This is a genomic window from Novosphingobium oxfordense (genome assembly GCF_044029435.1).
Taxonomy (GTDB): domain Bacteria; phylum Pseudomonadota; class Alphaproteobacteria; order Sphingomonadales; family Sphingomonadaceae; genus Novosphingobium.
This window is the reverse complement of the sequence record NZ_CP147005.1, coordinates 3,859,876-3,882,969: the sequence shown is the minus strand read 5'-3', so window position 1 is coordinate 3,882,969 and position 23,094 is coordinate 3,859,876. Positions and strand designations below refer to the sequence as shown.

The 23,094-nt window shown below is 66.9% G+C and carries 22 protein-coding genes; 11 read left to right on the top strand and 11 right to left on the bottom strand.

What is annotated here, in order from left to right:
- Positions 1 to 17 precede the first annotated feature (17 nt).
- Genes WBP07_RS18590 through WBP07_RS18580 form a run of 3 tightly spaced genes read left to right on the top strand, consistent with a single transcriptional unit; the run spans position 18 to position 4,795 of the window.
- Positions 18 to 791: a DsbA family protein gene (locus WBP07_RS18590; protein ID WP_395393253.1), complete on the top strand. Its 774-nt coding sequence runs from the start codon at positions 18 to 20 to the stop codon at positions 789 to 791.
- A 32-nt stretch (positions 792 to 823) separates the two neighbouring features.
- The gene (smc, locus tag WBP07_RS18585) at positions 824 to 4,261 is read left to right on the top strand and encodes a chromosome segregation protein SMC (RefSeq protein ID WP_395393251.1); all 3,438 of its coding nucleotides are present in this window, start codon (positions 824 to 826) and stop codon (positions 4,259 to 4,261) included.
- Between the two features lie 9 nt (positions 4,262 to 4,270).
- Positions 4,271 to 4,795: a hypothetical protein gene (locus tag WBP07_RS18580; RefSeq protein ID WP_395393249.1), complete on the top strand. Its 525-nt coding sequence runs from the start codon at positions 4,271 to 4,273 to the stop codon at positions 4,793 to 4,795.
- Between the two features lies 1 nt (position 4,796).
- On the opposite strand, the gene soxR is transcribed toward WBP07_RS18580, so the two are convergent.
- On the bottom strand, positions 4,797 to 5,237 hold the full coding sequence (gene soxR / locus WBP07_RS18575) for a redox-sensitive transcriptional activator SoxR (protein WP_395393248.1): 441 nt from the start codon (positions 5,235 to 5,237) through the stop codon (positions 4,797 to 4,799).
- A gap of 100 nt (positions 5,238 to 5,337) precedes the next feature.
- Here soxR and WBP07_RS18570 point away from each other — a divergent pair, with 100 nt between their 5' ends.
- Positions 5,338 to 5,709 carry a VOC family protein gene (locus tag WBP07_RS18570; protein ID WP_395393246.1) on the top strand — a complete coding sequence of 124 codons (372 nt, stop codon included), beginning with the start codon at positions 5,338 to 5,340 and terminating at the stop codon, positions 5,707 to 5,709.
- Positions 5,710 to 5,728: 19 nt separating this feature from the next.
- Here the strand turns inward: WBP07_RS18570 and ubiA are convergent, their stop codons facing one another.
- Positions 5,729 to 6,679: a 4-hydroxybenzoate octaprenyltransferase gene (ubiA, locus tag WBP07_RS18565; protein WP_395393244.1), complete on the bottom strand. Its 951-nt coding sequence runs from the start codon at positions 6,677 to 6,679 to the stop codon at positions 5,729 to 5,731.
- Here ubiA and WBP07_RS18560 point away from each other — a divergent pair.
- From WBP07_RS18560 to WBP07_RS18550, 3 genes are all read left to right on the top strand, one after another.
- Positions 6,678 to 6,857, top strand: coding sequence for a hypothetical protein (locus WBP07_RS18560; protein ID WP_395393243.1), 180 nt, complete (start codon positions 6,678 to 6,680; stop codon positions 6,855 to 6,857). The two genes, ubiA and WBP07_RS18560, sit on opposite strands and share 2 nt — an antisense overlap.
- Before the next feature lie 45 nt (positions 6,858 to 6,902).
- Positions 6,903 to 7,658, top strand: coding sequence for a 16S rRNA (uracil(1498)-N(3))-methyltransferase (locus tag WBP07_RS18555; RefSeq protein ID WP_395393242.1), 756 nt, complete (start codon positions 6,903 to 6,905; stop codon positions 7,656 to 7,658).
- Positions 7,659 to 7,960: 302 nt separating this feature from the next.
- Positions 7,961 to 9,334: a glutamate--cysteine ligase gene (locus WBP07_RS18550; protein ID WP_395393240.1), complete on the top strand. Its 1,374-nt coding sequence runs from the start codon at positions 7,961 to 7,963 to the stop codon at positions 9,332 to 9,334.
- A gap of 203 nt (positions 9,335 to 9,537) precedes the next feature.
- Here WBP07_RS18550 and WBP07_RS18545 read toward each other — a convergent pair whose 3' ends face one another.
- The 5 genes from WBP07_RS18545 to WBP07_RS18525 form a co-directional block, all read right to left on the bottom strand.
- A complete protein-coding gene (locus WBP07_RS18545; RefSeq protein WP_395393239.1) occupies positions 9,538 to 10,878 on the bottom strand; it encodes a methyltransferase family protein in 1,341 nt (446 codons plus the stop codon).
- 102 nt (positions 10,879 to 10,980) lie between these two features.
- Entirely contained in the window at positions 10,981 to 12,345 is a 1,365-nt protein-coding gene (locus WBP07_RS18540) for a PQQ-binding-like beta-propeller repeat protein (RefSeq protein ID WP_395395834.1), read from the bottom strand.
- 23 nt (positions 12,346 to 12,368) lie between these two features.
- On the bottom strand, positions 12,369 to 13,175 hold the full coding sequence (locus tag WBP07_RS18535; RefSeq protein ID WP_395393237.1) for a tetratricopeptide repeat protein: 807 nt from the start codon (positions 13,173 to 13,175) through the stop codon (positions 12,369 to 12,371).
- 127 nt (positions 13,176 to 13,302) lie between these two features.
- A complete protein-coding gene (locus tag WBP07_RS18530; protein ID WP_395393236.1) occupies positions 13,303 to 14,457 on the bottom strand; it encodes a glycosyltransferase in 1,155 nt (384 codons plus the stop codon).
- A 5-nt stretch (positions 14,458 to 14,462) separates the two neighbouring features.
- The gene (locus tag WBP07_RS18525) at positions 14,463 to 15,329 is read right to left on the bottom strand and encodes an alpha/beta fold hydrolase (protein ID WP_395393233.1); all 867 of its coding nucleotides are present in this window, start codon (positions 15,327 to 15,329) and stop codon (positions 14,463 to 14,465) included.
- Between the two features lie 65 nt (positions 15,330 to 15,394).
- Here WBP07_RS18525 and WBP07_RS18520 point away from each other — a divergent pair, with 65 nt between their 5' ends.
- Positions 15,395 to 16,798 carry a protein adenylyltransferase SelO family protein gene (locus tag WBP07_RS18520; protein ID WP_395393232.1) on the top strand — a complete coding sequence of 468 codons (1,404 nt, stop codon included), beginning with the start codon at positions 15,395 to 15,397 and terminating at the stop codon, positions 16,796 to 16,798.
- A 152-nt stretch (positions 16,799 to 16,950) separates the two neighbouring features.
- Positions 16,951 to 18,360, top strand: coding sequence for a succinylglutamate-semialdehyde dehydrogenase (locus tag WBP07_RS18515; protein ID WP_395393231.1), 1,410 nt, complete (start codon positions 16,951 to 16,953; stop codon positions 18,358 to 18,360).
- 4 nt (positions 18,361 to 18,364) lie between these two features.
- On the opposite strand, the gene WBP07_RS18510 is transcribed toward WBP07_RS18515, so the two are convergent.
- A complete protein-coding gene (locus WBP07_RS18510) occupies positions 18,365 to 19,057 on the bottom strand; it encodes a hypothetical protein (RefSeq protein WP_395393228.1) in 693 nt (230 codons plus the stop codon).
- A 411-nt stretch (positions 19,058 to 19,468) separates the two neighbouring features.
- Positions 19,469 to 19,894, bottom strand: coding sequence for a glycine zipper 2TM domain-containing protein (locus tag WBP07_RS18505; protein WP_395393226.1), 426 nt, complete (start codon positions 19,892 to 19,894; stop codon positions 19,469 to 19,471).
- 212 nt (positions 19,895 to 20,106) lie between these two features.
- Here WBP07_RS18505 and rarD point away from each other — a divergent pair, with 212 nt between their 5' ends.
- Positions 20,107 to 21,012, top strand: a complete 906-nt coding sequence (gene rarD / locus WBP07_RS18500) for an EamA family transporter RarD (protein ID WP_395393225.1) — start codon at positions 20,107 to 20,109, stop codon at positions 21,010 to 21,012.
- A 23-nt stretch (positions 21,013 to 21,035) separates the two neighbouring features.
- Here rarD and WBP07_RS18495 read toward each other — a convergent pair whose 3' ends face one another.
- Positions 21,036 to 21,704 (bottom strand): HPP family protein, encoded by a 669-nt coding sequence (locus WBP07_RS18495; protein ID WP_395393223.1) that lies wholly within the window; start codon positions 21,702 to 21,704, stop codon positions 21,036 to 21,038.
- A gap of 206 nt (positions 21,705 to 21,910) precedes the next feature.
- Here WBP07_RS18495 and WBP07_RS18490 point away from each other — a divergent pair, with 206 nt between their 5' ends.
- Positions 21,911 to 22,264, top strand: a complete 354-nt coding sequence (locus WBP07_RS18490) for a hypothetical protein (RefSeq protein ID WP_395393221.1) — start codon at positions 21,911 to 21,913, stop codon at positions 22,262 to 22,264.
- A gap of 135 nt (positions 22,265 to 22,399) precedes the next feature.
- On the opposite strand, the gene WBP07_RS18485 is transcribed toward WBP07_RS18490, so the two are convergent.
- Positions 22,400 to 22,978 carry a nitroreductase family protein gene (locus WBP07_RS18485; RefSeq protein ID WP_395393220.1) on the bottom strand — a complete coding sequence of 193 codons (579 nt, stop codon included), beginning with the start codon at positions 22,976 to 22,978 and terminating at the stop codon, positions 22,400 to 22,402.
- Between the last annotated feature and the right edge of the window lie 116 nt (positions 22,979 to 23,094).

Sequence of the window (23,094 nt, the reverse complement as noted above, 5' to 3'; positions counted from 1 at the left end):
TTCGAGGATTCGCATCGATGACCCGTCCCGGTTTCCAAAAGATCGCTCTTGGCCGCAAGATCGTTCTCGGCCTTGCCATCGCCCCGCTCGCGCTGGGCCTTGCGGCCTGCGGCAAGAAGGCGGCGACCGACGGTTCGACTTCGGCACCTGTCTCCAACGTCGCCCCGCCGGCCGGCAAGACCTGGTCCGACATGGTCGAGAAGACCCCCGAAGGCGGCTTCCGCATCGGCAATCCCGAAGCGCCGATCAAGCTGGTGGAATATGGCGCGCTGTCGTGCTCGCACTGCGCCAAGTTCGCCACGGACGGTTTCGGCAAGCTGCGCGACACTTATGTGAACAGCGGCCGCGTGAGCTACGAAGTGCGCTTCTTCATGCTCAACGCCTATGACTTCCCGGCCACCCTGCTCGCCATGTGCAGCTCCACCGAGGCGACCCTGCCGCTGGCGGAGCAGTTCTGGGCCTGGCAGCCCAACATGTTCGCAAAGCTGCAGGCCGCCGACAAGGCGCGCCTCGAAGCGATCCAGAACATGCCGAAGGAGCAGCAGCTTCCCGCCATCGCCGAAGTCAGCGGCATGACCGAATTCTTCGCCTCGCGCGGGATTTCGCACGATCAGGCCAATGCCTGCCTGCATGACACCGCCAAGGCCAAGGCGCTGGCAGACCAGACCGAGGCGGCAACGAAGGACTTCAACATCACCGGCACGCCCACGTTCCTGATCAACGGCAACAACGTCGGATCGATGGAATTCGCCGAACTGGAAGCCAAGCTGCAGGAAGCCGGCGCGCGCTGATGCGCGACCGGTCTGCCTCCTGACATAATTCGATGCGCATCAAGCGGCTCAAGCTCAGTGGTTTCAAGAGCTTCGTAGAGCCTGCCGAACTGCGCATCGAACCGGGACTGACGGGCGTCGTCGGCCCCAACGGCTGCGGCAAGTCCAACCTTCTCGAAGCGATCCGCTGGGTCATGGGCGAAAGCTCGGCCAAGTCGATGCGTGGCGGCGGGATGGAGGACGTGATCTTCGCGGGCACCGCCAGCCGCCCGCCCCGCGCCTTTGCCGAAGTCGTCCTCCACGCCGAAACCGCTGCCGACAGCGCCGGCCAGCGTGAAGAGCTGGAAGTGGTCCGCCGGATCGAACGCGGCGCCGGCAGCGCCTATCGCGTCAACGGCCGCGACGTGCGCGCCAAGGACGTGGCGCTGATCTTCGCCGATGCCGCCACCGGCGCGCATAGCCCGGCACTCGTTTCCCAAGGCCGCATCGCCGCCGTCATCGCCGCCAAGCCCGCCGAGCGCCGCGCCATGCTGGAAGAGGCGGCGGGCATTGCCGGTCTCCACGTCCGCCGCAAGGACGCCGAAACCAAGCTGCGCGCCACCGAGGCCAATCTTGCCCGGCTGGAAGACCTGATGGCCGGGCTGGACAAGCAGGTTGCCGTGCTGCGCCGTCAGGCCAAGGCGGCGGAACGCTACAAGGCGCTGACCGACCAGATCCGCCTTGCCGAAGCGCGCGTGGTCTTTGCCCGATGGCGCGATGCCGCCGCCGCTGCCGAAGCCGCGCGCAAGGACGCACAGGCCGCCGAACAGCGCGTCACCGCCGCGCAGGACCTTGCCACCGAAGCGCAGAAGCAGCAGGCCAAGGCGGCCGAAGCGCTGATCCTCGCCCGCGACGAACTCGCGGACCGGCGCGACGATGCCAGCGCGCAGGGCCATCGCATGGCGACGCTGACGAGCCAGTTGGAAGCCGCCGAACAGCGATTGAAGGACCTCGACCGGCAGAAGGCGCGTCTTGAGGAAGATCGCGGCGACGCCGACCGCCTGACGCGCGACGCGGCCGAAGCGCTGGAACGGCTGGAACGCGAACTGGCCGAAGGCAAGCGCAAGCTGGAAGCGGACGAGGCCGCGCGCCCCCGCCTCGCCAATGCGCTGGACGGCGCGGAACGGGCTTCGCGCGCGGCGGAAATCGATCTGGCACAGGCCACTGCCGCACAGGCCGGGGTCGAGGCCGAATGGCGGATTGCCGAAGCCGAACTGGCTCAGGCACGCTCACGGCTGGACCGGCTTTCGGCAGAGGCCGCGCGCCTGGCCGCGCAGGTGGAGGCTTTGGCGCAGGCCGGAGATCTGGACGCTGCGGTGACCGAGGCAAAGGCGCGGGCCGAGGCCGCAAGTGCGGCGCTGACCACCGCGCGCGAAGGATTGGAAGCGCAGCAGACGCGCAAGGGTGAGCTTCAGGCGGAGCGCGATACCGCCGGCTCGGCCCTGGCCGCCGCGCGGGCCGATCTCACCGGTATCGAGCGCGAACATGCCGCGCTGCTCAAGGATCGCGAGGCCCGCGCCAAGGGCGCCAAGGCCGCGCATGGCCTGCCTGTCGCTATCGACGCGGTGAAAGTCGCGCCGGGCTACGAACGCGCCGTGGCTGCCGTGCTCGGCCGCGACGCGCGCGCGCCGCTGGGCGAGGTTGCGAAGGCCGATGGCCGTTTCTGGACCGGCGCGGAGGCGCCCGCTGCGGTGAAGGACAGCCTTGCCGCGCACGTCACCCAGTGCCCGCCCGAACTCGCCGCCCGCCTCGCGCTCGTCCATGTGGCGGACGAGGATGACCGGCGCGGGTTGAAGCCCGGCGAATGGCTGGTCACGCGCAGCGGCGTGCTGCGCCGCTGGGATGGCTTCATCGCACGCGGCGAAGGCGCGGCCGAAGCGGCGCGGCTGGAGGCGGAGAACCGCTTCGCCGAACTCGATGCGCAACTGCCGCCGCTGCGCGAAGCCGTTACCTCTGCCGAAGCGCGCCAGATGGAGGTGCAGCAACAGCTTGCCGCCCTCTCCACCGCCGTGGTCGCCGCCGAGCGGGCGATTGCCGATGCCGCAACGAACGAGCGCACCGCGCTCCGCGCCGTCGATCAGGCCGAGGACGCCCGCCAGCGCCATGCAGCGCGTCGTGCCGAGATTGCCCGCGCCGAGGAGGAACTGGCCGAACAGCGCCATGGCGCCGAGCAGGAGGTTACCGCTGCCGAAGCGAAGCGTGCCGCCCTGCCCGATCCCGAACTCGGCCGGGCCGCGCTCGATGCTGCGAAGCTGAAGAACGACAGCGCGCGCACCGGGCTTCAATCCGCCACGGCCGCGCTGGCGGCACACGATCAAGGCCTTGCCGTCGCGCGCGAGCGTACCGCCGCGCAGGCGGGTGACATGCGCAGTTGGCAGGCCCGCGCCGGGGATGCTGCCAGCCGCCTTGCGCAGATGGGCGGCCGGCTTGAAGAGATCGAGAGCGAGCGCGCGGTGATCGCCGCCAAGCCCGCCTCGTTGATGAACCAGATCGAACAGGGCGAAGCGATCCGCAACCGGCTGGCCGAGGAACTCGCCAAGGCCGAAGCGGGCGTCTCGGCGCTCACCGAAGCCGCGCGCAAGGCCGATACGGCGCTTTCCGCCGCACAGGAGACGCTCGCCAGCGCCCGCGAATACCGTGCCGGCGCCATCGCCCGTGCCGAAAACGAGGACGCCCGCCGCGTCGAAACCACCCGACTTTCGGGCGAGCGTTTCCAGTGCCCGCCCCCGGTGCTGGCCGAACGCTTCGGCTTCGCGCCTGCCGATGTCGGCCACGCCGAAAACGAAGGCACCGGCATGGACGGCCTCGTCGCCGATCGCGAGCGGATCGGCCCGGTCAACCTGCTCGCCGCCACCGAACTGGCAGAGGCGGAGGAGCGCCTGGGCGTCAGCGTCACCGAAAAGGCCGAGCTGACCGAGGCTGTCGCTCGTCTGCGCGGCTCGATCGGCAACCTCAACCGCGAGGGCCGCGAACGCCTGCGCGCCGCGTTCGAGGCGGTGGACGGCCACTTCCGCCGCCTGTTCACGCGGCTGTTCCAGGGCGGACAGGCCCACCTTGCGCTGATCGATTCGGACGATCCGCTGGAGGCCGGCCTCGAAATCTTCGCCCAGCCGCCGGGCAAGCGCCTCCAGTCGCTGACCTTGCTGTCGGGCGGCGAACAGGCACTGACCGCCGTGGCGCTGATCTTCGGCCTGTTCCTCACCAACCCCGCGCCGATCTGCGTGCTGGACGAAGTCGATGCGCCATTGGACGATGCCAATATCGAACGCTTCTGCGACCTGCTGGAAGCGATGACCAAGGAAACCGACACGCGCTACCTCGTCGTCACCCACAATGCCGTGACGATGAGCCGCATGCACCGCCTGTTCGGCGTCACCATGGTCGAAAAGGGCGTCTCCCGCCTCGTCAGCGTGGACCTTGTCGGCGCAGAGGAACTGCTGGCAGCGGAATGAGCAAACCCGATGCTGATCGACGAATACCTGCCTGAGTTCCAGTTCTCCGAAACGCATTCCACAGAAGTAAGGGCCGATCCGGGCCGCATCCTCGATGCCGTCGCCGCTTATCGGCCGGAGAGCGACAGCTTCTTCCGCACGATGATCGCCCTGCGTGAACTGCCCGCGCGGCTTACCGGCAAGCGGCGGCCGGAGCCCTTCGGCATGGCCAACTTCACGCTGCTGGATCGCACGCCGAGTGGGCTGGTCTACGGGCTCATCGGCCAGTTCTGGCACGCCGATTACGGGCTTCGCGCCGTGGCGGACGGCGCTGCCTTCAAGGCCTTTCGCGAGCCCGGCGTGGCCAGACTCGCACTCGGCTTCGATGTCAGCGAAAGCCCGAGAGGCTGCCGCCTGACGACGCAGACCCGCGTGCACTGCCCGGACCGCGAATCCTTGCGCCGCTTCCGCCCCTACTGGCTTCTCATCCGCCCCGTCAGCGGCCTCATTCGCAAGCGCATTCTGGGCTCGGTCCGCCAGACCGCCGAGCGCTGAGTTACTTCAGCACGAACCGAGGCCCCGGCCCCAGTGCCCCCGCCTCGTCATCGCGGTTGTAGAGGCGGCACTTCGCCAGGCTGAGGCAGCCGCAGCCGATGCATTCGTCCAGCTTCCGGCGAGTGAGTTCCAGCAGCGCGATCTTCACGTCGATCGCCTCTCGCATCGACAGGCTGATCCGTTCCCAGTCCTCCAGCGTCGGCGTGCGGCCTTGCGGCAGGCTGGACAGTTCGCGCTCGATCTCCGCGAGGCCAAGGCCCAGCTTCTGCGCGATCAATACGAAGCTCACCCGGCGGATGTCGGATCGCAGGAAGCGGCGCTGGTTGCCGCTGGTCCGCAGCGCGGTGAGCAGGCCCTTCTCCTCATAGAACCGGATGGCCGACACGGCGACGCCGGTGCGCCGGGCGAGATAGCCGATGGAGATGAAACGATCCTGCACCATCGCCCTCTTCTGCCGCTTTTTCCGTTTGACCTCAAGTTAACTTGAGATTGCATCAAGGACAGGCCGGCGATTCGACCGGCGACAAGCAGGAGACATTCCGATGGCCCAGGGCCGCCTCGAACATGCCAACATTACCGTGAGCGATATCGACCGTTCGTCCAGGCTCTTGCAGGATCTGCTCGGCTGGCACGAACGCTGGCGCGGTCCCGCGATCAATGGCGGCGAGACGATCCATGTCGGCGGGGATTTCAGCTACATCGCGGTCTACACTGACCGGAAGGATCATCAGCGCTTCGCCAAGGGCGCGCCGCTCAACCATGTCGGGCTGGTAGTGGACGATCTGGACGAGGCCGAGCGCCGCGTGGTCGCGGCGGGCCTAGTGCCGTTCAACCACGCGGACTACGAGCCGGGTCGCCGGTTCTACTTCTTCGATTGGGACGGGATCGAGTTCGAACTGGTCAGTTACGAATGAGGATACGCCGCGCCGGAATTCAGATAATTCCGGCGTTACCCACCACCCAGCAGGCCAGCGCCATCACCAGCCCGAGATCGCGGTTAGAGCGGAACCGCGCGAGGGCATTGTCGCCATCCTCCGGATCGAGCGTCAGCACCTGAAACGCCAGGTGCAGTGCCACCGGCACCAGCCCGACCATCGCCACCCAGTCGTGCCGCAGCATCCAGAACGCCAGTGCCCAGAACGCCACAGCCATGGTGTAGAACCCGGCAACGCCGCCGCGCACATGCGTGCCCATGCGCAGGGCCGATGAGCGAATGCCCACCAGCGCGTCATCCTCGCGATCCTGAATTGCGTAGATCGTATCGTACCCGATGCACCAGGCGATGGAGCCGAGATAGAGCGCCGCCAGCACTTCCAGATGGTCGCTGCGAATCTCCACCCAGCCGACCAGCGCGCCCCAGGTGAAGACCATGCCCAGCCACGCCTGCGGCCACCAGGTGATCCGCTTCATGAAAGGATAGGCCGCCACCAGCGCCACGCTGCCCAGCGCGACCAGTTGCGCCTTGGGGCGAAGCTGGAACAGCACCACCAGCCCGACGCAGCAAAGCGCCAACAGCCAAATCCACGCCGCCTTGGGGCTGACGAAGCCGCTCGCCACCGGGCGTTTGGCAGTGCGCGCCACCTTGCGATCGAGATCAGCGTCGACGATGTCGTTATAGACGCAGCCCGCGCCGCGCATCGCGATAGAGCCCGCCAGCATCCACAGAATCAAGCCCCAGCGCGCCTCTCCGCCCGCCAGCAGCACGCCCCAGGCGCAAGGCCAGAACAGCAGCCACCAGCCGATCGGCCGATCGAAACGCGCCAGCATGGCAAAAGCACGCGGCATCGGCGGCAGGGCCGAAACGAGCCCCCGGTGTTCGGTATCCGGGACGAGTAGAGAGTCGCTCACGACGGCCGGGGTACTGCAATTGCCTCCTGCTGTCATGTACGAACGTGCCAAAAGCACGCGCGGTGCGGCGGCCTATCGCCTTCCGTCGCGCGGCCAGCGCGGTTCGTCGCTTGCCCAGGAACCAATCGTCAATGCAGCCGCCGGCCATGACTTTTCCCACGACTTGAACGCACGCCGGCCGTCCGCGATACTTGATCCCGGCGCGAAGCAGTGAGAATCGCTGCCGAAGTCAGCCTTCCAAGCAGGAGCAGATTGCAAGATGGGAGCCACCCCCGCCTGGCCGCCGCGTTCGGCGCCGCGCCTTTTCGTGACCGGACCGCTGTCACAAGGGCAGTCCGTCTCCATCGAGGGCGGGCAGGCGCACTATCTTGCCAAAGTGATGCGGATCGCCGCCGGAGACGCGGTGATCCTCTGTGACGACGAGACGGGCGAATGGGCCGGCGAAGTCGTCTCGGCCGGCAAGCGCGATGTGGTGCTGGAACTGCGTGAGCGGCTGCGCGAGCGCGAGGCGGTGCCCGATTTCTGGCTCTGCCCGGCACTGCTGAAGAAGCCTAATTTCGATCTGGTGCTGGAAAAGGCGACGGAACTGGGCGTGGCGAGGATCCAGCCGATGGTCACCCGCCGCTGCGTCGCGGACAAGCTCAATGCAGAGCGCGCGCAGACCATCGTCACCGAGGCGGCCGAGCAATGCGCCCGCACCGCGCTGCCGCACGTGGCCGAGCCGATGAAGCTGGAGGCGCTGCTGCGCGACTGGCCCACCGACCGCGCGCTGTTCTTCGCGGACGAGACCGGCGGCGCGACCGCCGCCGAGCAGTTCGCCGCACATTCGGGCCCGGCAGCGCTGCTGGTGGGGCCGGAGGGCGGCTTCGACGACGAGGAACGCGCCCTGATCCGCGCGCATCCGATGGCGCGGGCCATCACCCTGGGCCCACGTATCCTGCGCGGCGAGACCGCCAGCATCGGCGCGACGGCCTTGTGGATGGCGATTGCCGGGGATTGGTCGAAGCGGGGTTAAGTCGTCGCGCCTCCTGCCCGTTCCTGCTAGCTGCCTCCCCCTTCCCCCTGCACCTCCAACAAAAACCCCGTCATCCCCGCGAAGGCGGGGATCCCGCTTGTTCTTCGCGCGCATGGCAAAAAGGAAGCGGGGCCCCCGCCTTCGCGGGGGCGACGAACTGTGTCGGCACGGGCTGGGCTGACCTTTGAACTATCAACCCTACCATGCAGAAAACGCCCGAAAACCGGGCTCTGCGCGTAAAAGAAACCGGTCGGTACAAAAAGTTGTGGCGTCCGGCTCGAAGGCACTCTACCTCCGCGCCCATGAGCACCCGTGAGGTTTCGGATCGCGAAGATCCGGTGATCGAAAGCCTGGACCAACTCGCTGCGCCCATGGCCGCGGGCGAAAAGCCGCGCGATGCGTGGCGGATCGGTACCGAGCATGAGAAGTTCGTCTACGACACGGGCGATCACCACGCCCCGTCCTACGGCGAAAAAGGCGGCATCCGCGATCTGCTGAACGCGCTGACGCAGTTCGGCTGGGAACCCATCATCGAGGGCGACAACGTCATCGCGATGAAGGGCCTGGACGGCACCGTCAGCCTGGAACCCGCCGGCCAGCTGGAGCTTTCCGGCGCGCCGCTGGAAAACCTGCACCAGACTTGCGCGGAAACCGGCCGCCACCTCGCCCAGGTGAAGACCATCGGCGACCATATCGGCAAGGCCTACCTCGGCCTTGGCATGTGGCCGGACAAGACCCGCGCCGAACTGCCGATCATGCCCAAGGGCCGCTACGACATCATGCTGCGCCACATGCCGCGCGTCGGCACGATGGGCCTCGACATGATGCTGCGCACCTGCACCATCCAGGTCAACCTCGACTATTCGAGCGAGGCGGACATGGTGAAGAAGTTCCGCACCTCGCTGGCGCTGCAACCGCTGGCCACCGCGCTGTTCGCGAACTCCCCGTTCACAGAGGGTAAGCCCAACGGCTACCTCTCCTACCGCAGCCACATCTGGTCGGACACCGATCCGGCGCGCACCGGCATGCTGCCTTTCGTGTTCGAGGACGGCTTCGGGTACGAGCGCTATGTCGACTACATGCTCGACGTGCCGATGTACTTCGTGTTCCGCGACGGCAAGTACATCGATGCCGCCGGCCTGTCTTTCCGCGACTTCCTGAAGGGCGAGCTTTCGGTGCTGCCCGGCGAGAAGCCGCGCCTGTCCGACTGGACGGACCACCTTTCCACCGCCTTCCCCGAAGTGCGCCTGAAGTCCTTCCTCGAGATGCGCGGCGCCGATGGCGGTCCGTGGGGCCGCATCTGCGCCCTGCCCGCGTTCTGGGTAGGCCTGCTCTACGACCAGACCGCGCTCGACGCCGCATGGGATCTGGTCAAGGACTGGGACATGGAAGGCCGCGAGGAACTGCGTAACGCAGTGCCCAAGGTGGCGCTGGATGCCCCGCTCCCCGGTGGCGGCACGCTGCGCGATATCGCCGGCGAAGTGCTGAACATCTCCCGCGCCGGCCTTGCCGCGCGTGGCCGTCTCAACGCGGGCGGCGACAACGAGACCGGCTATCTGGAACCGCTGGCCGAAATCGTCGCCACCGGCAAAGTCCCGGCCCAGCGCCTGCTGGACCTCTACAACGGCGAATGGGGCGGCGATCTTTCGAAGATCTACGCACTGAAGAGCTTTTAAGAAGATCAAGGGAATAAGCAGGGGAGCATAGCCCCCCTGCACCCCCGACACTGTCCACGTCAGGCAGGCCAACTGCGTCGCGCGCGTATGGTCGCGTCGGGAGACATGTTGGCTGCGCCGCAAGGAGCGCCTGGCGCCTAGGCAGCGCACAACGCGGACATTCTGAGGGTCTGGGGGATCATCCCCCAGGACTTCCTCTTTCCTTACTCCGCCGCCTGAGGCTCCCGAGTGCCCGGCCGGAACCGCTCACCCAACCTCGCCAGCGTACGCGTGATCAGCGCGTTCTCCGCCATCCAGGCGTGATAGGCGCGGTACTTGGCGTCTTCCGCCAGCAAGTGTGCTTCCTCGGTCCGGGCGCGCCAGTAGTAGATTGCGCTCACCACGCCGAGCAGCACAGTGTTGCGCACCATGTCCGTCATGGCATGGCTGGAGACGAGAAACGGCAGAGTCGAGCACCACCAGAACAGGTTCTTCGACAGGTACGCCGGGTGCCGCGTGAAGCGGTACGGGCCGTTGGTCAGCACACCGCGATAAGTGAGGTTGGAGAAGCGCAGGCCGAAGGCGAAAGTCGCCCAGGCATAGATCGCCGTCAGCGTGACCAATAGAGCCGCCCAGAGCCACAGCAGCAGCGTATGACCCTGCAGCCAGAACGCCCAGCCCGGCGTGTTCACCTCATAGCCCAGCACGTCCGCCCGGCCCATCGTGCCCCAGACGAAGGGCGGATAGCACATCAGCGCCGCCACCCAGCCCGCCAGCAGCGGATTGCCGCTGCGGATATGCGCGTCCAGCGGGCGGAAGGTGAAGATGTAGCCAACCGTGCCGATCTGCACGTCGATCAGGAACAGCAGCGCGATCAGCGTCAGCCCCAGCCGGACCGGATCGTGCGCCATGCTGCCAAAGTCGGCGTTCACCACCTGCGCGAAGCCGCCCGGCAGGATCGAGATCATGAAGGCGCCGAAGAATGCCTTGATCGCCCAGGCCCGGCCGTGGCGCTTTACCTGATCGATATCCCAGGCCTCGCGCCCCACCAGCATCGCGCCGAAGTGCCATGCGGCATCGCGGGGCTCCACCAGATGGCGGTCCAGCCAGAACACATAGGGGATCGACAGCACCAGCAGCGGCACTGCCGCCGCGCCGATCACTTCCATCGCGAACAGGTACTGCCCGTCCCAATACCAGCGGCCGATGCAGTAATAGCCCGCGATCAGCGCCCAGGTGGCCCACAGGCCCGCCAGCTTGGTAATCGAAACGTCCACCGTTTCGGCCAGCGGCCGCGCGCGGGTCCAGTCGATCCCAGTAGAGGGCCGCCGGTGCACTTTGTCCACCAGCAGCGAATAGAGCGTCATCGCCAGCCCGGTGACGACCAGCGCGGCGACGGCGGCGTAAGGCCCGCTCATCGGCGCATGCGGCCCCGGCAGCGCGAAGGCATCGGCGATCGCGGCCCACTTGTGGCACAGCAACAGCCAGCCGAGCAGCGTCGCCAGCCCGGTCAGGCCCACGCCTGCCGAAACGTCGCTTGCCGGTCTGGAATTGCCCTGGGTCATCGCAAGCGGCCTAGCGGCAAATGGTTAAATGCCCGCAAAGGAAAAGCCGCCGACGCCCATGTGCGGGCGACGGCGGCTTTTCCATAATCGCGGGTGCGCAAATCAGCGAAGGGCGCTGATCATGCCCGAATCGTCCAGCACGAAGAGCGTCTGGTTGGCGACGACCGGCGCCAGCGAGATCGGGCTCTTCACGTCGAGGAACTTTGCATAAGTGCCGGTGGCCGGGTCGATCGTGCCCAGTTCGCCGCGCGAATTGCCGATCCACAGCTTGTTGCCGGCCAGAACCGGGCCGACCCAGAAGATCGGTCCCTTGCGCTTCTTCGCGTTCTGGTAGCGGTCGAGCTGGGTGAGCCAGCGCACCTTGCCGCTGGTGCGGGCGATCGCCAGCACTTCGGCGTGATCGTCCAGCGTGAAGATCCAGTCGCCCACGATCGCCGGGGTCGAGATGCCGGCAAGGTTGAGTTCCCAGATACGCTGGCCGGTGACCAGTTCGTACGCCGCCATGCGGCCGCCCTGGCCCAGCGCGTAGACGCGGCCGCGGTCGATGATCGGATCGGCATCCAGATCGGTGATGCTGCCCACCTCGGTCGAGATCGAGGTGCGGGCCAGCGCGTCCGACCACAGCTGGCGGCCGTTCTCGTAACGATAGGCGACCAGTTCGCCAGAGGCGTAGCCGGCGATCACGGTGCCCTGCCCGGCGGCAGGCGTCGCCACGCCGAACACGCCCGACTGGGTGAGCGAGGCCGATTCGTTCCACAGCACTTCGCCATCGGCGGAGTTCAGCGCGATGATCTGGTTGTCCTGCGTCATCACGAAAACGGCGTTGAAGCTGACCGTGGGCGAACCGCGCAGCGGGCCGCCGGGCTTCTTGCTCCAGACCTGGCTACCGTCGTTGGCGTTCAGCACGGCCACTTCGCCAAGGCCGGTGGTGACGTAGAGCTTGCCCGAATCGAAGCTGACGCCGCCGCCGAAGATCGCCTTGTTGTTGCCGCCAGAGACCGCGAAATTCTTGGTCCACAGGTGCGTGCCCTTGTCGGCATCGAAGGCGTGAACCACGCCGTCGGTGTCCATCACGAAGAGCTTGCCGTCACCGATCACCGGCGCGGCGGCCAGGCGCTGGCGCGTGGTCGAACCGGCGATCTGCGCGGTCCACACGCGCTGCGGGTTGTCCGCCAGCGCCAGGTGGCCGTAGGACTTGCCGGCATTGCCGCCGCCCTGCGCCCATTCCGCATTGGCGGTGGCGGGCGGCAGGATCACCGAGACGCCTTCCAGCGCCGGATCGACCTTGGCGCCGGCTTCGATGCGCGAAAGGATCGGCACGCGTTCGCCCACGGTCGGCGTCTTGGGGCGGCCCTTGCCGCCGGTCTTGCAGCCCGAAAGGCCGGCAACCAGCGCCAGCGCGATCAGCGACGCCACGCGCACTTGCCTGCCGCGAGCGGCACGCGATTTCGAAGCGACAGCGGTCATGCGCACGTTTTCAATAGACATCGTCATTCTCCGGCGGGCGCGGCGGCATCGGCCACCGGCTGCGCAGTCTTGGCCTTGCCGAGCGGTTCGCCACGCTCATCGACGACATCGTCGACGGCATCGACACCCAGCACGGCGGCCAGCTGGCGCGCGCGGCTGCGCAGGCCTTCCTCGATCGTCTCGTCCTTCGCGATGGCGGCGAAGAGCGGACCGGCCTGATCGGCCTTGTTCATCTTGATGTAGGCCATGCCCACCAGTTCGCCGGCGGCGCCGAACCACGGATTGCCGGGCGCGGCGAACGGCTTCAGCTTGGCCACCACGTCTTCGGGCTTCATCGCGTCGAAATTGGCGGCCACGCTGCGAATGGTCGCCAGGTCGCGCATCGGCTGCGGCGCCTTGGCGTCGTTGGCAACGGTATCGTACAGCTTCAGCGCATCGGCCGTCTTGTTCTGCTGGAGCGCGATGCCCGCCAGCAACAGCTTGGCCGACGTGGCGCTGCCGTCCGAACCGCTGTCCGCGATCGGCTTCAGCTTTTCCTTGGCGCTGTCGAGGTTCTGCGCCTTCAGCGCGTCGATCGCCTGGGTGAACGCTTCGGAATTGGCGGCACGCGCCTCTTCCTGCCGATGTTGCCAGAACAGGAAGCCGGCAAAGGCGGCAAGGCCCAGCAGCACTACCGCCAGCAGCGGCAAACCAAAGCGCTTGAAGAAACCTTCGACCTGATCGTGGCGCAGCGCATCATCGACTTCGCGCAGGAATACATCCTGCTGCGCGGCGAGTCGCTGGGCAGACACGGCATTGGACGTCGAGTTATCGGAAGGAGGCAGGGCCAATTTGCGGGCGCTTTCTGCGGAAATCTGAATGGTTGCCGGGCTGTTTAGCGAATGGTGGCGGCTTTTCAACGATGATCTGGCGTGGACCGCAAGCGGTGAAGCCCGGCTGAACAGAGGTTTGACGCCTTCAAACCAACGCTTCCACACCCATAGCCTGTCCGTAAACTGCACGATAAGCTGCAATCATGGCCGCTTCGTCATAGTCTGACTGCGCTTTTGCGCGGTTCGCCGCACCCACGCGGGCCCGCAGCGCGGGCGCATCGGCCAATTGCAAAAGCGCCGTGGCGAGTGGGTCGCCCCCAACTTCCGCCCCGTCGCCGTCCTTGCCCCAAGTCGGGACGATGAACGGTGCATTCTCTGCCGCGATCATGTCGGCGACGTCTCCCACCGTGGGCGCGGCAACCGGCAGGCCCGCCGCCATCGCTTCCACCACCGAAATCGGGAACTGTTCGCTCTTGGAAGACAGCGCGAACACATCGAATAGGCCAACCGCGCGGGAGGGATCGGGCACGAAGCCCGGCAGGTGGACGCGGTGGCCGATACCCAGCCGCTCCGCCTCGGCCGCGATGGCCCCGCGCTCGGGCCCTTCGCCCAGGATCACCAGCTTCCACGGATCGGGCAGCCCGGCGAAGGCACGCACCAGCCGGGGCAGATCCTTGACCGGGCGCAGGCCCGCCATGGTGCCGACCCAGCGGTCTCCGTCCTGCTTGGTCGCGCCCGGCAGCACGTCCGGCCGGGGCTTGTCGATGAAGGCACCGCAATCGATGCCGTTGGGAATGAAGCGCAAGCGCGTGGCCGGCTGGCGCCATGCCTTCAGGGCGATAGCCTCCAACCGGCGTGACGGCACGACCAGTGCAGCGGCCCCCACCAGCGCCACACGGCGGAACAGATTGCGCGAGGTTTTCAGGCCATTGGCCTCATCCTCGTTGAAGCCATCCTCATGGTGGACCAGCGGCGGCAGTTGCAGCAGCCCGGCATAGAGCCGATGTGCCAGCACCGCGTCCATCGCCCCCCAGTTGTAAGTGAGCACAAGGTCGTAGCCCTGCATGGCCTGGGCGATCCGCCAGAGCCGGGCGGGCATCGGCCGGCCCTGAAGGCTGGGAAAATGCTCCGGAAAGCCCACGTCCAGCACGGGATCGAGCACCACCGCCGCGCCCAGCGCACCGGGCTGGGCGGAGACGACGTCATGGCCGATGCCCGGCCCGAAGGCGTTCATCAGCCGCACCGCGCGCAGTTCCTTGCCGCCCGCCGAAAAGCTGGAATGGAGGTGGAGGATGCGCATGGCGTTCAGGTTGCCCGCGCCAGCAGCCCCTCGATCGCGGCAACCGCATCGGGCTCGTCCAGCGTCGGCGCGTGGCCGACATCGGGCAAGGTCAGCGCCTCGGCCCCGGGCACGCGGCGCAGCATCTTTTCCAGCGTCTGCGCCGAAAGCAGGTCCGACAGTTCACCGCGCAGCACCAGCACCGGCACCCCCGAAAGCGCTTCCCAGGCCGGCCAGAGATCGGGCTGGGTATCGACGTCATAGGCGTTGAAAGGCTCGGCGATCTTCATGTCGTAATCGAAAACCATGCGCCCGTTGCCCGACAGCATCATCAGCCGCTTGGCCATGCCGATCCAGAAATCCAGCGTGTGGCCGGGATAGGCATCGCCCAGGTTATCCTCGATCCCGCGCGCGGCGTGGACCCAGGTGGGAAAGCTGCGCCCCTGCCCGACATAGTCCTTGATCCGCTCCATCCCCTCGGGTTCGAGATAGGGCCCGACGTCGTTGATCACGGCGGCGGCGATGCGATCGGGCATCATGGTGGCAAGGCCCATGATCATCAGCCCGCCCAGCGATGTGCCGATCGCGGCGAAGCGGTCAATCTCTTCCTGCTCCAGCAGTGCCAGCAGATCCTCGCCATACTGGACGGGATTGTAGCTGGCCGAATCGCGCGCATATTCGCTGTCACCCCGCCCGCGCATGTCCGGGCAGATCACCCGGCGCTGCTGGGCAAGGCGCGGGGCCAGCCGCTCGAAATCGCGGGCATTGCGCGTCAGCCCCGGCAGGCAGACCACCGGGGGGCCGTCCAGAACCCCGTCGGGACCGGCATAATCGCGGAAATGCAGCTTCAATCCATCGCGGCTCGACCAGAACCGATCTTCAAAACCCGTCATCTGCGAAGCCTGCGACCTCCTGCACCCGGCTTGATCGACGGGCTTTCCATCGCCACTATCGCCCGATGCGAAGCGAACCGCAAGCAAGTGCCTATCGTCCCGCCCCGCGAATCGAGGCGATTTCCGACTGGATTGCCAGTCCCGTCTCGGCGGCGGAATTTCCGCGCCATATCCTGCGCTTCCGCAACGACCGCTGGGCCCGCGCGGTGGGGCTAGACGGGTTGGACGATGCACAATGGATCGCCCATTTCGGCCAGTTCGAACCGTTGCCGGACAATCTGCCGCAGCCGCTGGCGCTGCGCTATCACGGCCACCAGTTCCGCGTTTACAACCCCAATATCGGCGATGGACGCGGGTTCCTGTTCGCGCAGATGCTCGATGGCGAAGGCCGGGTGCTGGACCTGGGCACAAAGGGTTCGGGGCAGACGCCCTACAGCCGCGACGGTGACGGCAGGCTGACCTTGAAGGGCGCGGTGCGCGAGATTCTCGCCACCGAGATGCTGGAGGCGCTGGGGGTGAACACCAGCAAGACCTTCTCGGTCGTGGAGACCGGAGAGGCGCTCTGGCGCGGGGATGAGCCTTCGCCCACGCGTTCGGCGGCTTTGGTCCGCCTAAGTCACGGCCATGTGCGGATAGGTAGCTTTCAGCGCCTGCTGGCAATGGACGATGCGGAGCACATGGCGGCGCTCGTTGACTACTGCCTTGCCACCTTCCCCGGCCCGCTTCCGCCAGAGGACATGCCCGGCCGCGACGAGCCGGCGGTGATTCTGCTGCACCAGGTAGTGGAGCGCATGGCCGATACCGCCGCGTCGTGGATGGTCGCCGGATTCGTCCACGGCGTGCTCAACAGCGACAATATCAACGTGTCCGGCGAGAGTTTCGATTACGGCCCGTGGCGCTGGCTGCCGCGCTGGGATCCGGCCTTTACCGCCGCCTATTTCGACCACTCCGGCCTCTATGCCTTCGGCCGGCAGCCGGAAGCGGTACTGTGGGATTGCGGGCAGCTTGCCGTCGCGCTGCGGCTGATGGCGGAAACCGAGCCGCTGGTCGCCGCGCTCGATCGCTTCGCGCCGCTCTATCAACAGGCGATGTACCGCCGCTTCTGCTGGCGCCTGGGCGTAGAGCAACTGGGCGACGAGGCCGACATGGCGCTGATCCAGGCCGAGAAGGCCATGGTGGCCAGCGGTGAAGCGCCGGAGATGTTCTATTTCCGCCATCGCGGCGGCCGAAATGCGGGCAACGATGGCTTTGGCGAACTGCTGAAGGCCCGCAAGCCCAGCGCCGATACGGATGCATCTCTCTGGCAGGAAGACGCTCCGCCCGGCGTTCTGATCGATGAGGTGGAACGAATCTGGTCCGCCATCGACGAGGGGGATGATTGGGGGCCACTTCACGAAAAAGTCGCCGCGATCCGCGAACTGGGCCGGCAACTGGGGCCCGCACCGGTTCCGGCAGGGCATATTCGTTAGGCTCTCATTAGGGATAACCGTGCAATAGCCTCTGTCTCGCTTTGATTTACCCGCAACGGACAGATCCCGTGATGCACGGTGCAGCCACAACCGCAACCAAGGCCCCCCTCCCGTCCCTTTCGGCGGGCGACAATCGAGGACCTTTCGACACTGTGAGTAATGGACAGATCATCTCGTGCGAGCCGGCAACGGGCGCGGAGATCTGGCGCGGCAAGCCTTGCGACGTGAACGATGTGGTGGACCGCGCCCGCCGCGCCTGGCCCACCTGGGCCGCGCAGCCGCTTTCCACCCGCATGGAACTGGTCCGCCGCTTCGCCAACGAAGTGCGCAAGGAAGCCGAACCGCTGGCAGACCTGATCGCCCGCGAAGTGGGCAAGCCCTTGTGGGAAGCCCGTGCAGAGGTGGAGGCGGTGGTCGCCAAGGTCGAAGTCTCGATCCGCGCCTATGCCGAACGTACCAGCCAGCGAAAGCTGGACAGCGCGCTGCAGGGCACGATGGCGCTGCGCCACAAGCCGCACGGCGTGATGGTGGTGCTGGGGCCTTACAATTTCCCCGCGCACTTGCCCAATGCCCATATCGTACCCGCGCTGATCGCGGGCAACGTGGTGATCTTCAAGCCTAGCGAGAAGGCGCCCGCCACCGGCGAACTCTTGGCCCGCTGCTTCCACCGCGCCGGGATTCCCGCCGGGGCCATGCAGGTGGCGATCGGCGGTCCGCTGGAAGGGCAGGACTTCGTCGCGCATGAAGGCGTGGACGGGGTGCTGTTCACCGGATCCGCCAATACCGGCATCTCGATCAACCGCCGCCTCGCCACCCGGCCCGACAAGGTCGTGGCGCTGGAAATGGGCGGCAACAATCCGATCGTGCTCTGGGATACGCCCAAAGTGACCGACGCCGCCGCGCTGGTGGTGCAGTCCGCCTTCGCCAGCGCCGGGCAGCGCTGCACGGCAGCGCGCAGGCTGATCGTGAAGGCATCGATCCACGATGCGATGATGGCGGAGATCAAGGCGCTGGCCGACCGCATCATCGTGGGCGCCCCGTTCGACGATCCCGCCCCGTTCATGGGCCCGGTGATCGACAATGCGGCCGCAGACGGCCTGTCCGAAAGCTTCCTCTACCTGCTCAGCAACGGCGGCAAGGCGATCAAGCACCTTGTCCGCCAGGATGACGCGCTGCCGTTCCTCAGCCCCGCGATCATCGACACTACCGCGCTGAAGGATCGGCCCGACGTCGAACTGTTCGGCCCGATCCTGCAAGTGGTCCGCGTCGACGATTTCGATGAGGCGATTGCGGAGGCCAACAACACGCGCTTCGGCCTCGCCGCATCGCTGATCGGCGGCACCCCGCAGGACTACAACCGCTTCTGGGCGCATGTGCGCGCCGGAATCATCAACTGGAACCGCACGACCACCGGTCCCAGCCACTCGGCGCCGATGGGCGGCATCGGCCTTTCCGGCAATCACCGGCCCAGCGGCTATTACGCCGCCGATTACTGCGCCTATCCGGTCGCCTCGGGGGAAATGGAGCAGCCGCGCGCGATGATCGGGGTCGGCCTGAAGTAAGGCTTCAGCGCCCGCTGGTGACGAGGTCCACTTCGGTCACGCCATCGGCCTGCTTGCGCGCATAGACGACGTAGGCCTGCCCGCCACGCTTGCCGCCCAGCACCTGATCGCTGCCATCCAGGCGGTAGTCGGCCGAATAGCCGGCCTTCAGCGCCATCGCCCGGTAGAAGCCGATCACGTCCTGCTGGTCGACCGGTGTGCCGAAGCTGACCACGCGCAGCGCGCATCCGTCGCCATCGGTTCCGGCCGCTTCCTGCAGGGTAGCCTGCGGATAGAGGGGAAGTTCGGCCGGCAGCTTGCCCGCCCAGCCCTTGTCGTACTGCGCCTTGGCCGCACAATCGGTCTTAGCCGTGCGGGCAGCCGGCGTGATCTGCGCGGCAGCCGCCGCGCTGGCCGAAAGCTGCGAAGCACTGCCCTTGACCGGCGCCGGCAGGGCCCGGATTTCCCCGGCAAGACCGGCAGCCGCCTTGCGCGCCGCCGCGATCGCCTGCGGCGAACGGTTGCCGGGCGCAAGCGCTATGCCATTCTCCTGCGCGGTGCCGGCACCCTCTGCCGTCATCGTCGGATCGACCACGATCGCATCGCCCAGCGCGGCCTGCGACGCTTCGGCATCGGTCTTGTGCGCCTTCGAACATCCGGCAAGCGCAACGGTGGCGGCAAGCGTGATGCCCACGATGCTGACGGCGGCTTTGTTCATGGCGTCCCTTTCCGGCCTTCGCGGCGGGAGAATCGCGGCCCGCACCGCTGTTTTTCAACGACTATCGCGAAAGCCTTCCCCTCACGCGGGCAGAAAGACAAGGCTTGGATGGCTCCGATCAGGGCCATGTCCCAAAGCGGGAACGACGGCGGGGCAATGCTTAAAGCGCCGTGCCGATGGCACCCAAACGCGGTCGAGGGCGCCCACGGGTTGACCGCGGACGCCCTCTCCACCCGCTCCCCAGGGGATCAGGCGGACTTCCCCGCGCTTCGCCGTCAGCGCGGGGAAAGCTGGTGATGTGAAAATGTCCCAACGGGCATCTTCAGACGGGACCGATCCACTTTCCCACCCGGCGGGTAAATTCGCGGGAGGCCTTGGTTGGGAGTGGGCCGGTGCCGTCAGAATCCGCCCTCAGCGGCAGGACGAACCGCCGCGATCGATCTCGCGGCCAAGCAGGGCGCCACCGACCGCGCCGAGCACGGTACCCAGCGTGCGATCGCCGCGCTGGTCCACTTCGCGGCCCAGCAGGGCGCCGGCCGCGCCGCCGATCAGCAGACCGGTCGTGCCGTTCTGGCGGCGGCAGTAGTAACGGCCATTGTCGCCGCGCCAGACGCGCGTGTCGCGATAGACCGGCTCACCGCGGTAACCGCCGCGATATCCATAGCCGCGACGGTAATCGTCGCGCGAATAGCGCTGGCGGCTGTGGGCGTTGGTTTCCTGCCCCGGCGCCACGAATTCGCTGGCCGCGTGAAAAGTCGGAGCCGCATTAGCCGGCATCGCACCCGCCAGCGAGACGGTGGCGACGGCAAGGGCAGTGGCCTTGGTCAGTGCGCGCATTGTCATTCTCCTTCAGTCTGGCGGAGGGCAGTCGCAACCCGCGTTCCGCTCTATGCATTCATCTTTAAGACGCTGAACCTGAACGCAGTGCAACGCGGTCGTCAGAATCGGCGATATCGACGAGGCGAATGGCTGGATGCGACGAACCGCTTGCCGGTCCTCCCCGCCGCCCCTATCGAACGCGCTCGATTTCCGCCTTGGGGCCTCAATTCATGCCGCAGACTCTCCCGCGCCGCTCCGGTGGCCTTGCGCAAGCGCTGGGCGCCTATTTCGTGTGGTGCCTGTTCCCGCTCTATTTCGCGGCGCTGCATGAAGTCTCGGCATTCGAAGTGGTGGGATGGCGCATCCTGTTCACCCTGCCCTTCTGCCTGCTGATGATCGCGGTGCTGAAGCAGGGTGCGGAACTGCGCGCCGCGCTGACCAATCCGCGCATCCTGGCCACGCTGGCGTTGAGCGGGCTGCTGATCGGCACCAACTGGTCGATCTACGTGATCGCGGTGATGAGCGGGCACGTGCTGGCGGCCAGCCTGGGCTATTACATCAACCCGCTGGTCAACGTGCTGGCGGCCACGATCTTCCTGCGTGAGAAGCTGTCGCGCCTGCAATGGCTGGCGGTGGCGCTGGCGGCGATTGGCGTCGCCATGCTGGCCAGGGGCGCCCTGGACACCTTGTGGATCAGTGCCGGGCTTGCGTTCAGCTTCGCGGGCTATGGCCTGACGCGCAAGCTGGCGCCGGTGACCGCGCTGCCCGGGCTGACGGTGGAAACCATGGTGCTGACGATCCCGGCGATCGGCCTGCTGGTGTGGCAGGCAAGCAGCGCCGCCGGCCTGTCGATGGGGTCTTCGCCGCGGATCGACCTGTTGCTGGCCTTCGCCGGGCCGGTGACCGGCATTCCGCTGCTGCTGTTCGCCAGCGCCGCGCGCAAGCTGGACTTCTCACTTTTGGGCTTCATCCAGTTCGTGACGCCGACGGGCGTGTTCCTGGTCGGCCTGATCGCTTTCCATGAGCCGCTGAAGTCATCGCAGCTCGTGTGCTTCCTGTTCATCTGGATCGCGATCGCGGTGTTCTGCTGGGACCTTTTGATGCGCCGCCGCGCGGCTGCTGCTGCGGCGGCCTGAAAAGGGTTTGGCGCGCAAGGGGCTCAGCCCCGTGCCGCTCCGCGCTTCAGCAGGGCCTGCACGAAAGCGTCCAGATCGTCGGGATCGACGTCCAGCGTCTCGTCCCACTCCGCCAGCAATGCCTCGATATCTTCACGCGTGTAGGGCTCACCCGGCTTGTGGGCGACTGGCGGCACGCGGTGCGGCCAGGGGTGGTCGGTGGCATTGTTATAGAGCCAGCCCACGGCGCAAAGCGTCACCACGTTGATCGCGAAAGGCAGCAGGTGCGCCCAGCCCCAGGCCGGCGTTCCGGTCGCCCCCAGAGCACAGAGCAGTGCGCAGGCACCGCCCGGCGGGTGAAGGCAGCGCGTCGCCATCATCACCGCGATCGCCAGCCCCACCGCAAGGCTGCCCGCCAGCCACGGATCGCCCACCAGCTTGCCCACCGCGATGCCGACGACCGCCGAAAGCAGGTCGCCGCCGATCACCGGCCAGGGCTGTGCCAGCGGGCTGGCCGGAACCGCGAAGACCAGCACGGCCGACGCGCCGAGCGGGGCGACCAGGAACGGCAGCGTCGGATCGTACCCGCCCTCCAGCAGACGCGTCAGCGCGCCCGCCATGGCGATACCGAAAAGCGCGCCCAAAGCCGCGCGCATGGGTCCGAAGCGGCGCTTGCCGCCGGCCTGGGTAGTGATGATGCTGTTCAGCGCCACGATCGCGCCAACCTCCTCGCAAGAGCCGGACCTTCAAGCGCCCGGTGCGGCGCCTATGGACGATTCGTGCCCACCAATCCACGCGAGAGATGCTTTTCGGCAGACAAGCCTGACTGTGCCGCAGCGCGCCTGCCGTAAATCGGCCACGATCAAATGGTTGTCTGCAAACGCCTCGTTCGGGGCGCGCCTGCCGGAGTGCGACCTGCATGCCCATCGCCGATTCGCCTGTTGATTCGCCCGCCGTCCCGCCACCCGCCGCCGAACAGGTGCTGGATGCGTTCGACCTGGCACGGCTACGCACGTCCGATCGGAACGGCATCACGATCGTGCGCAAACGCTGCCCGGAGGGGCGCCCCGGCGAGATCGTCGTCTGCGCGCCCGATCCGGAGGCGAATCGCGTCCACCCGCTGCCCGATACCTACAAGGTGACCGAAGGCCTTGGCCGCGCCGAACGACAGATCGCGCCGGGCGTCGTCGCCGATGTGCACTTGGATTCGGTCGCGATGCCCTCCGGCGTCGTCAGCAACCGGGTGATGGCCGGCGTGAAAATCGGGTTCTGATCCGCGCAAGAGAAAACCCGGTCCGCCGGGAGGAAGCGGACCGGGTTCAGGAGGCGCCCCTTGCGGGGGAGGAGGATGGGGCGCCGTCAGCCTGATCGGGGGGAAATCAGGCGAGAGGTGTCAGGCGAACCTGAGTCAGGCGAACTTACCGGCCTTGGCGATCTCGCCCACCGGCTTGCGGTTGCTGGCCACTTCGCGCTCCTGCAGAAATTCTGGGAGCGAGGTCTTGTCGCCCATCTTGCCGATGGCGAAGGCGGCTTCCAGGCGGTGGTCGGCGGGAATGCCCAGCGCCGCTTCCGCCTCACCGAACTTCAGGCCGGTCATACCGTGGGTGTGGTAGCCCAGCGCCTGTGCCTGCAGAGCGGCCAGCGCCCATGCCGCGCCGGCATCGAAGCTGTGGCTGTGGTTGTTCGAATTGCCCTTGTCCGAACGCATCTGGCTATCGGAAACCACGAAGACGAGTGCCGAGGCGTCCTTGGCCCAACCCTGGTTGAACTCGATCAGCTGCGAGAGAAACAGGTCCCAGTTCGCATCGCCCTTCTTCGCATAGAGGAAGGTCCAGGGCTGCACATTGTAGGCCGAAGGGGCCCAGCCGCCGGCTTCGAAAATCACATCCAGATCTTCCTGCGGAATCTCGCTGCCATCAAAGGCGCGCGGCGACCAGCGGGCCACGATCAGCTTTTCGACCTTGGGGTGGGCAATGCGTCCGGTCATCTCAGGTATCCTTGGAAGAGAAGTGGAATTCTTGAAGCGAGAGATAGCCCGCCATGAGCCATCGGGAAATCGGGATAAATTCGACCGAGCTGTTCCAATAAATGGAAAAGTGGGGC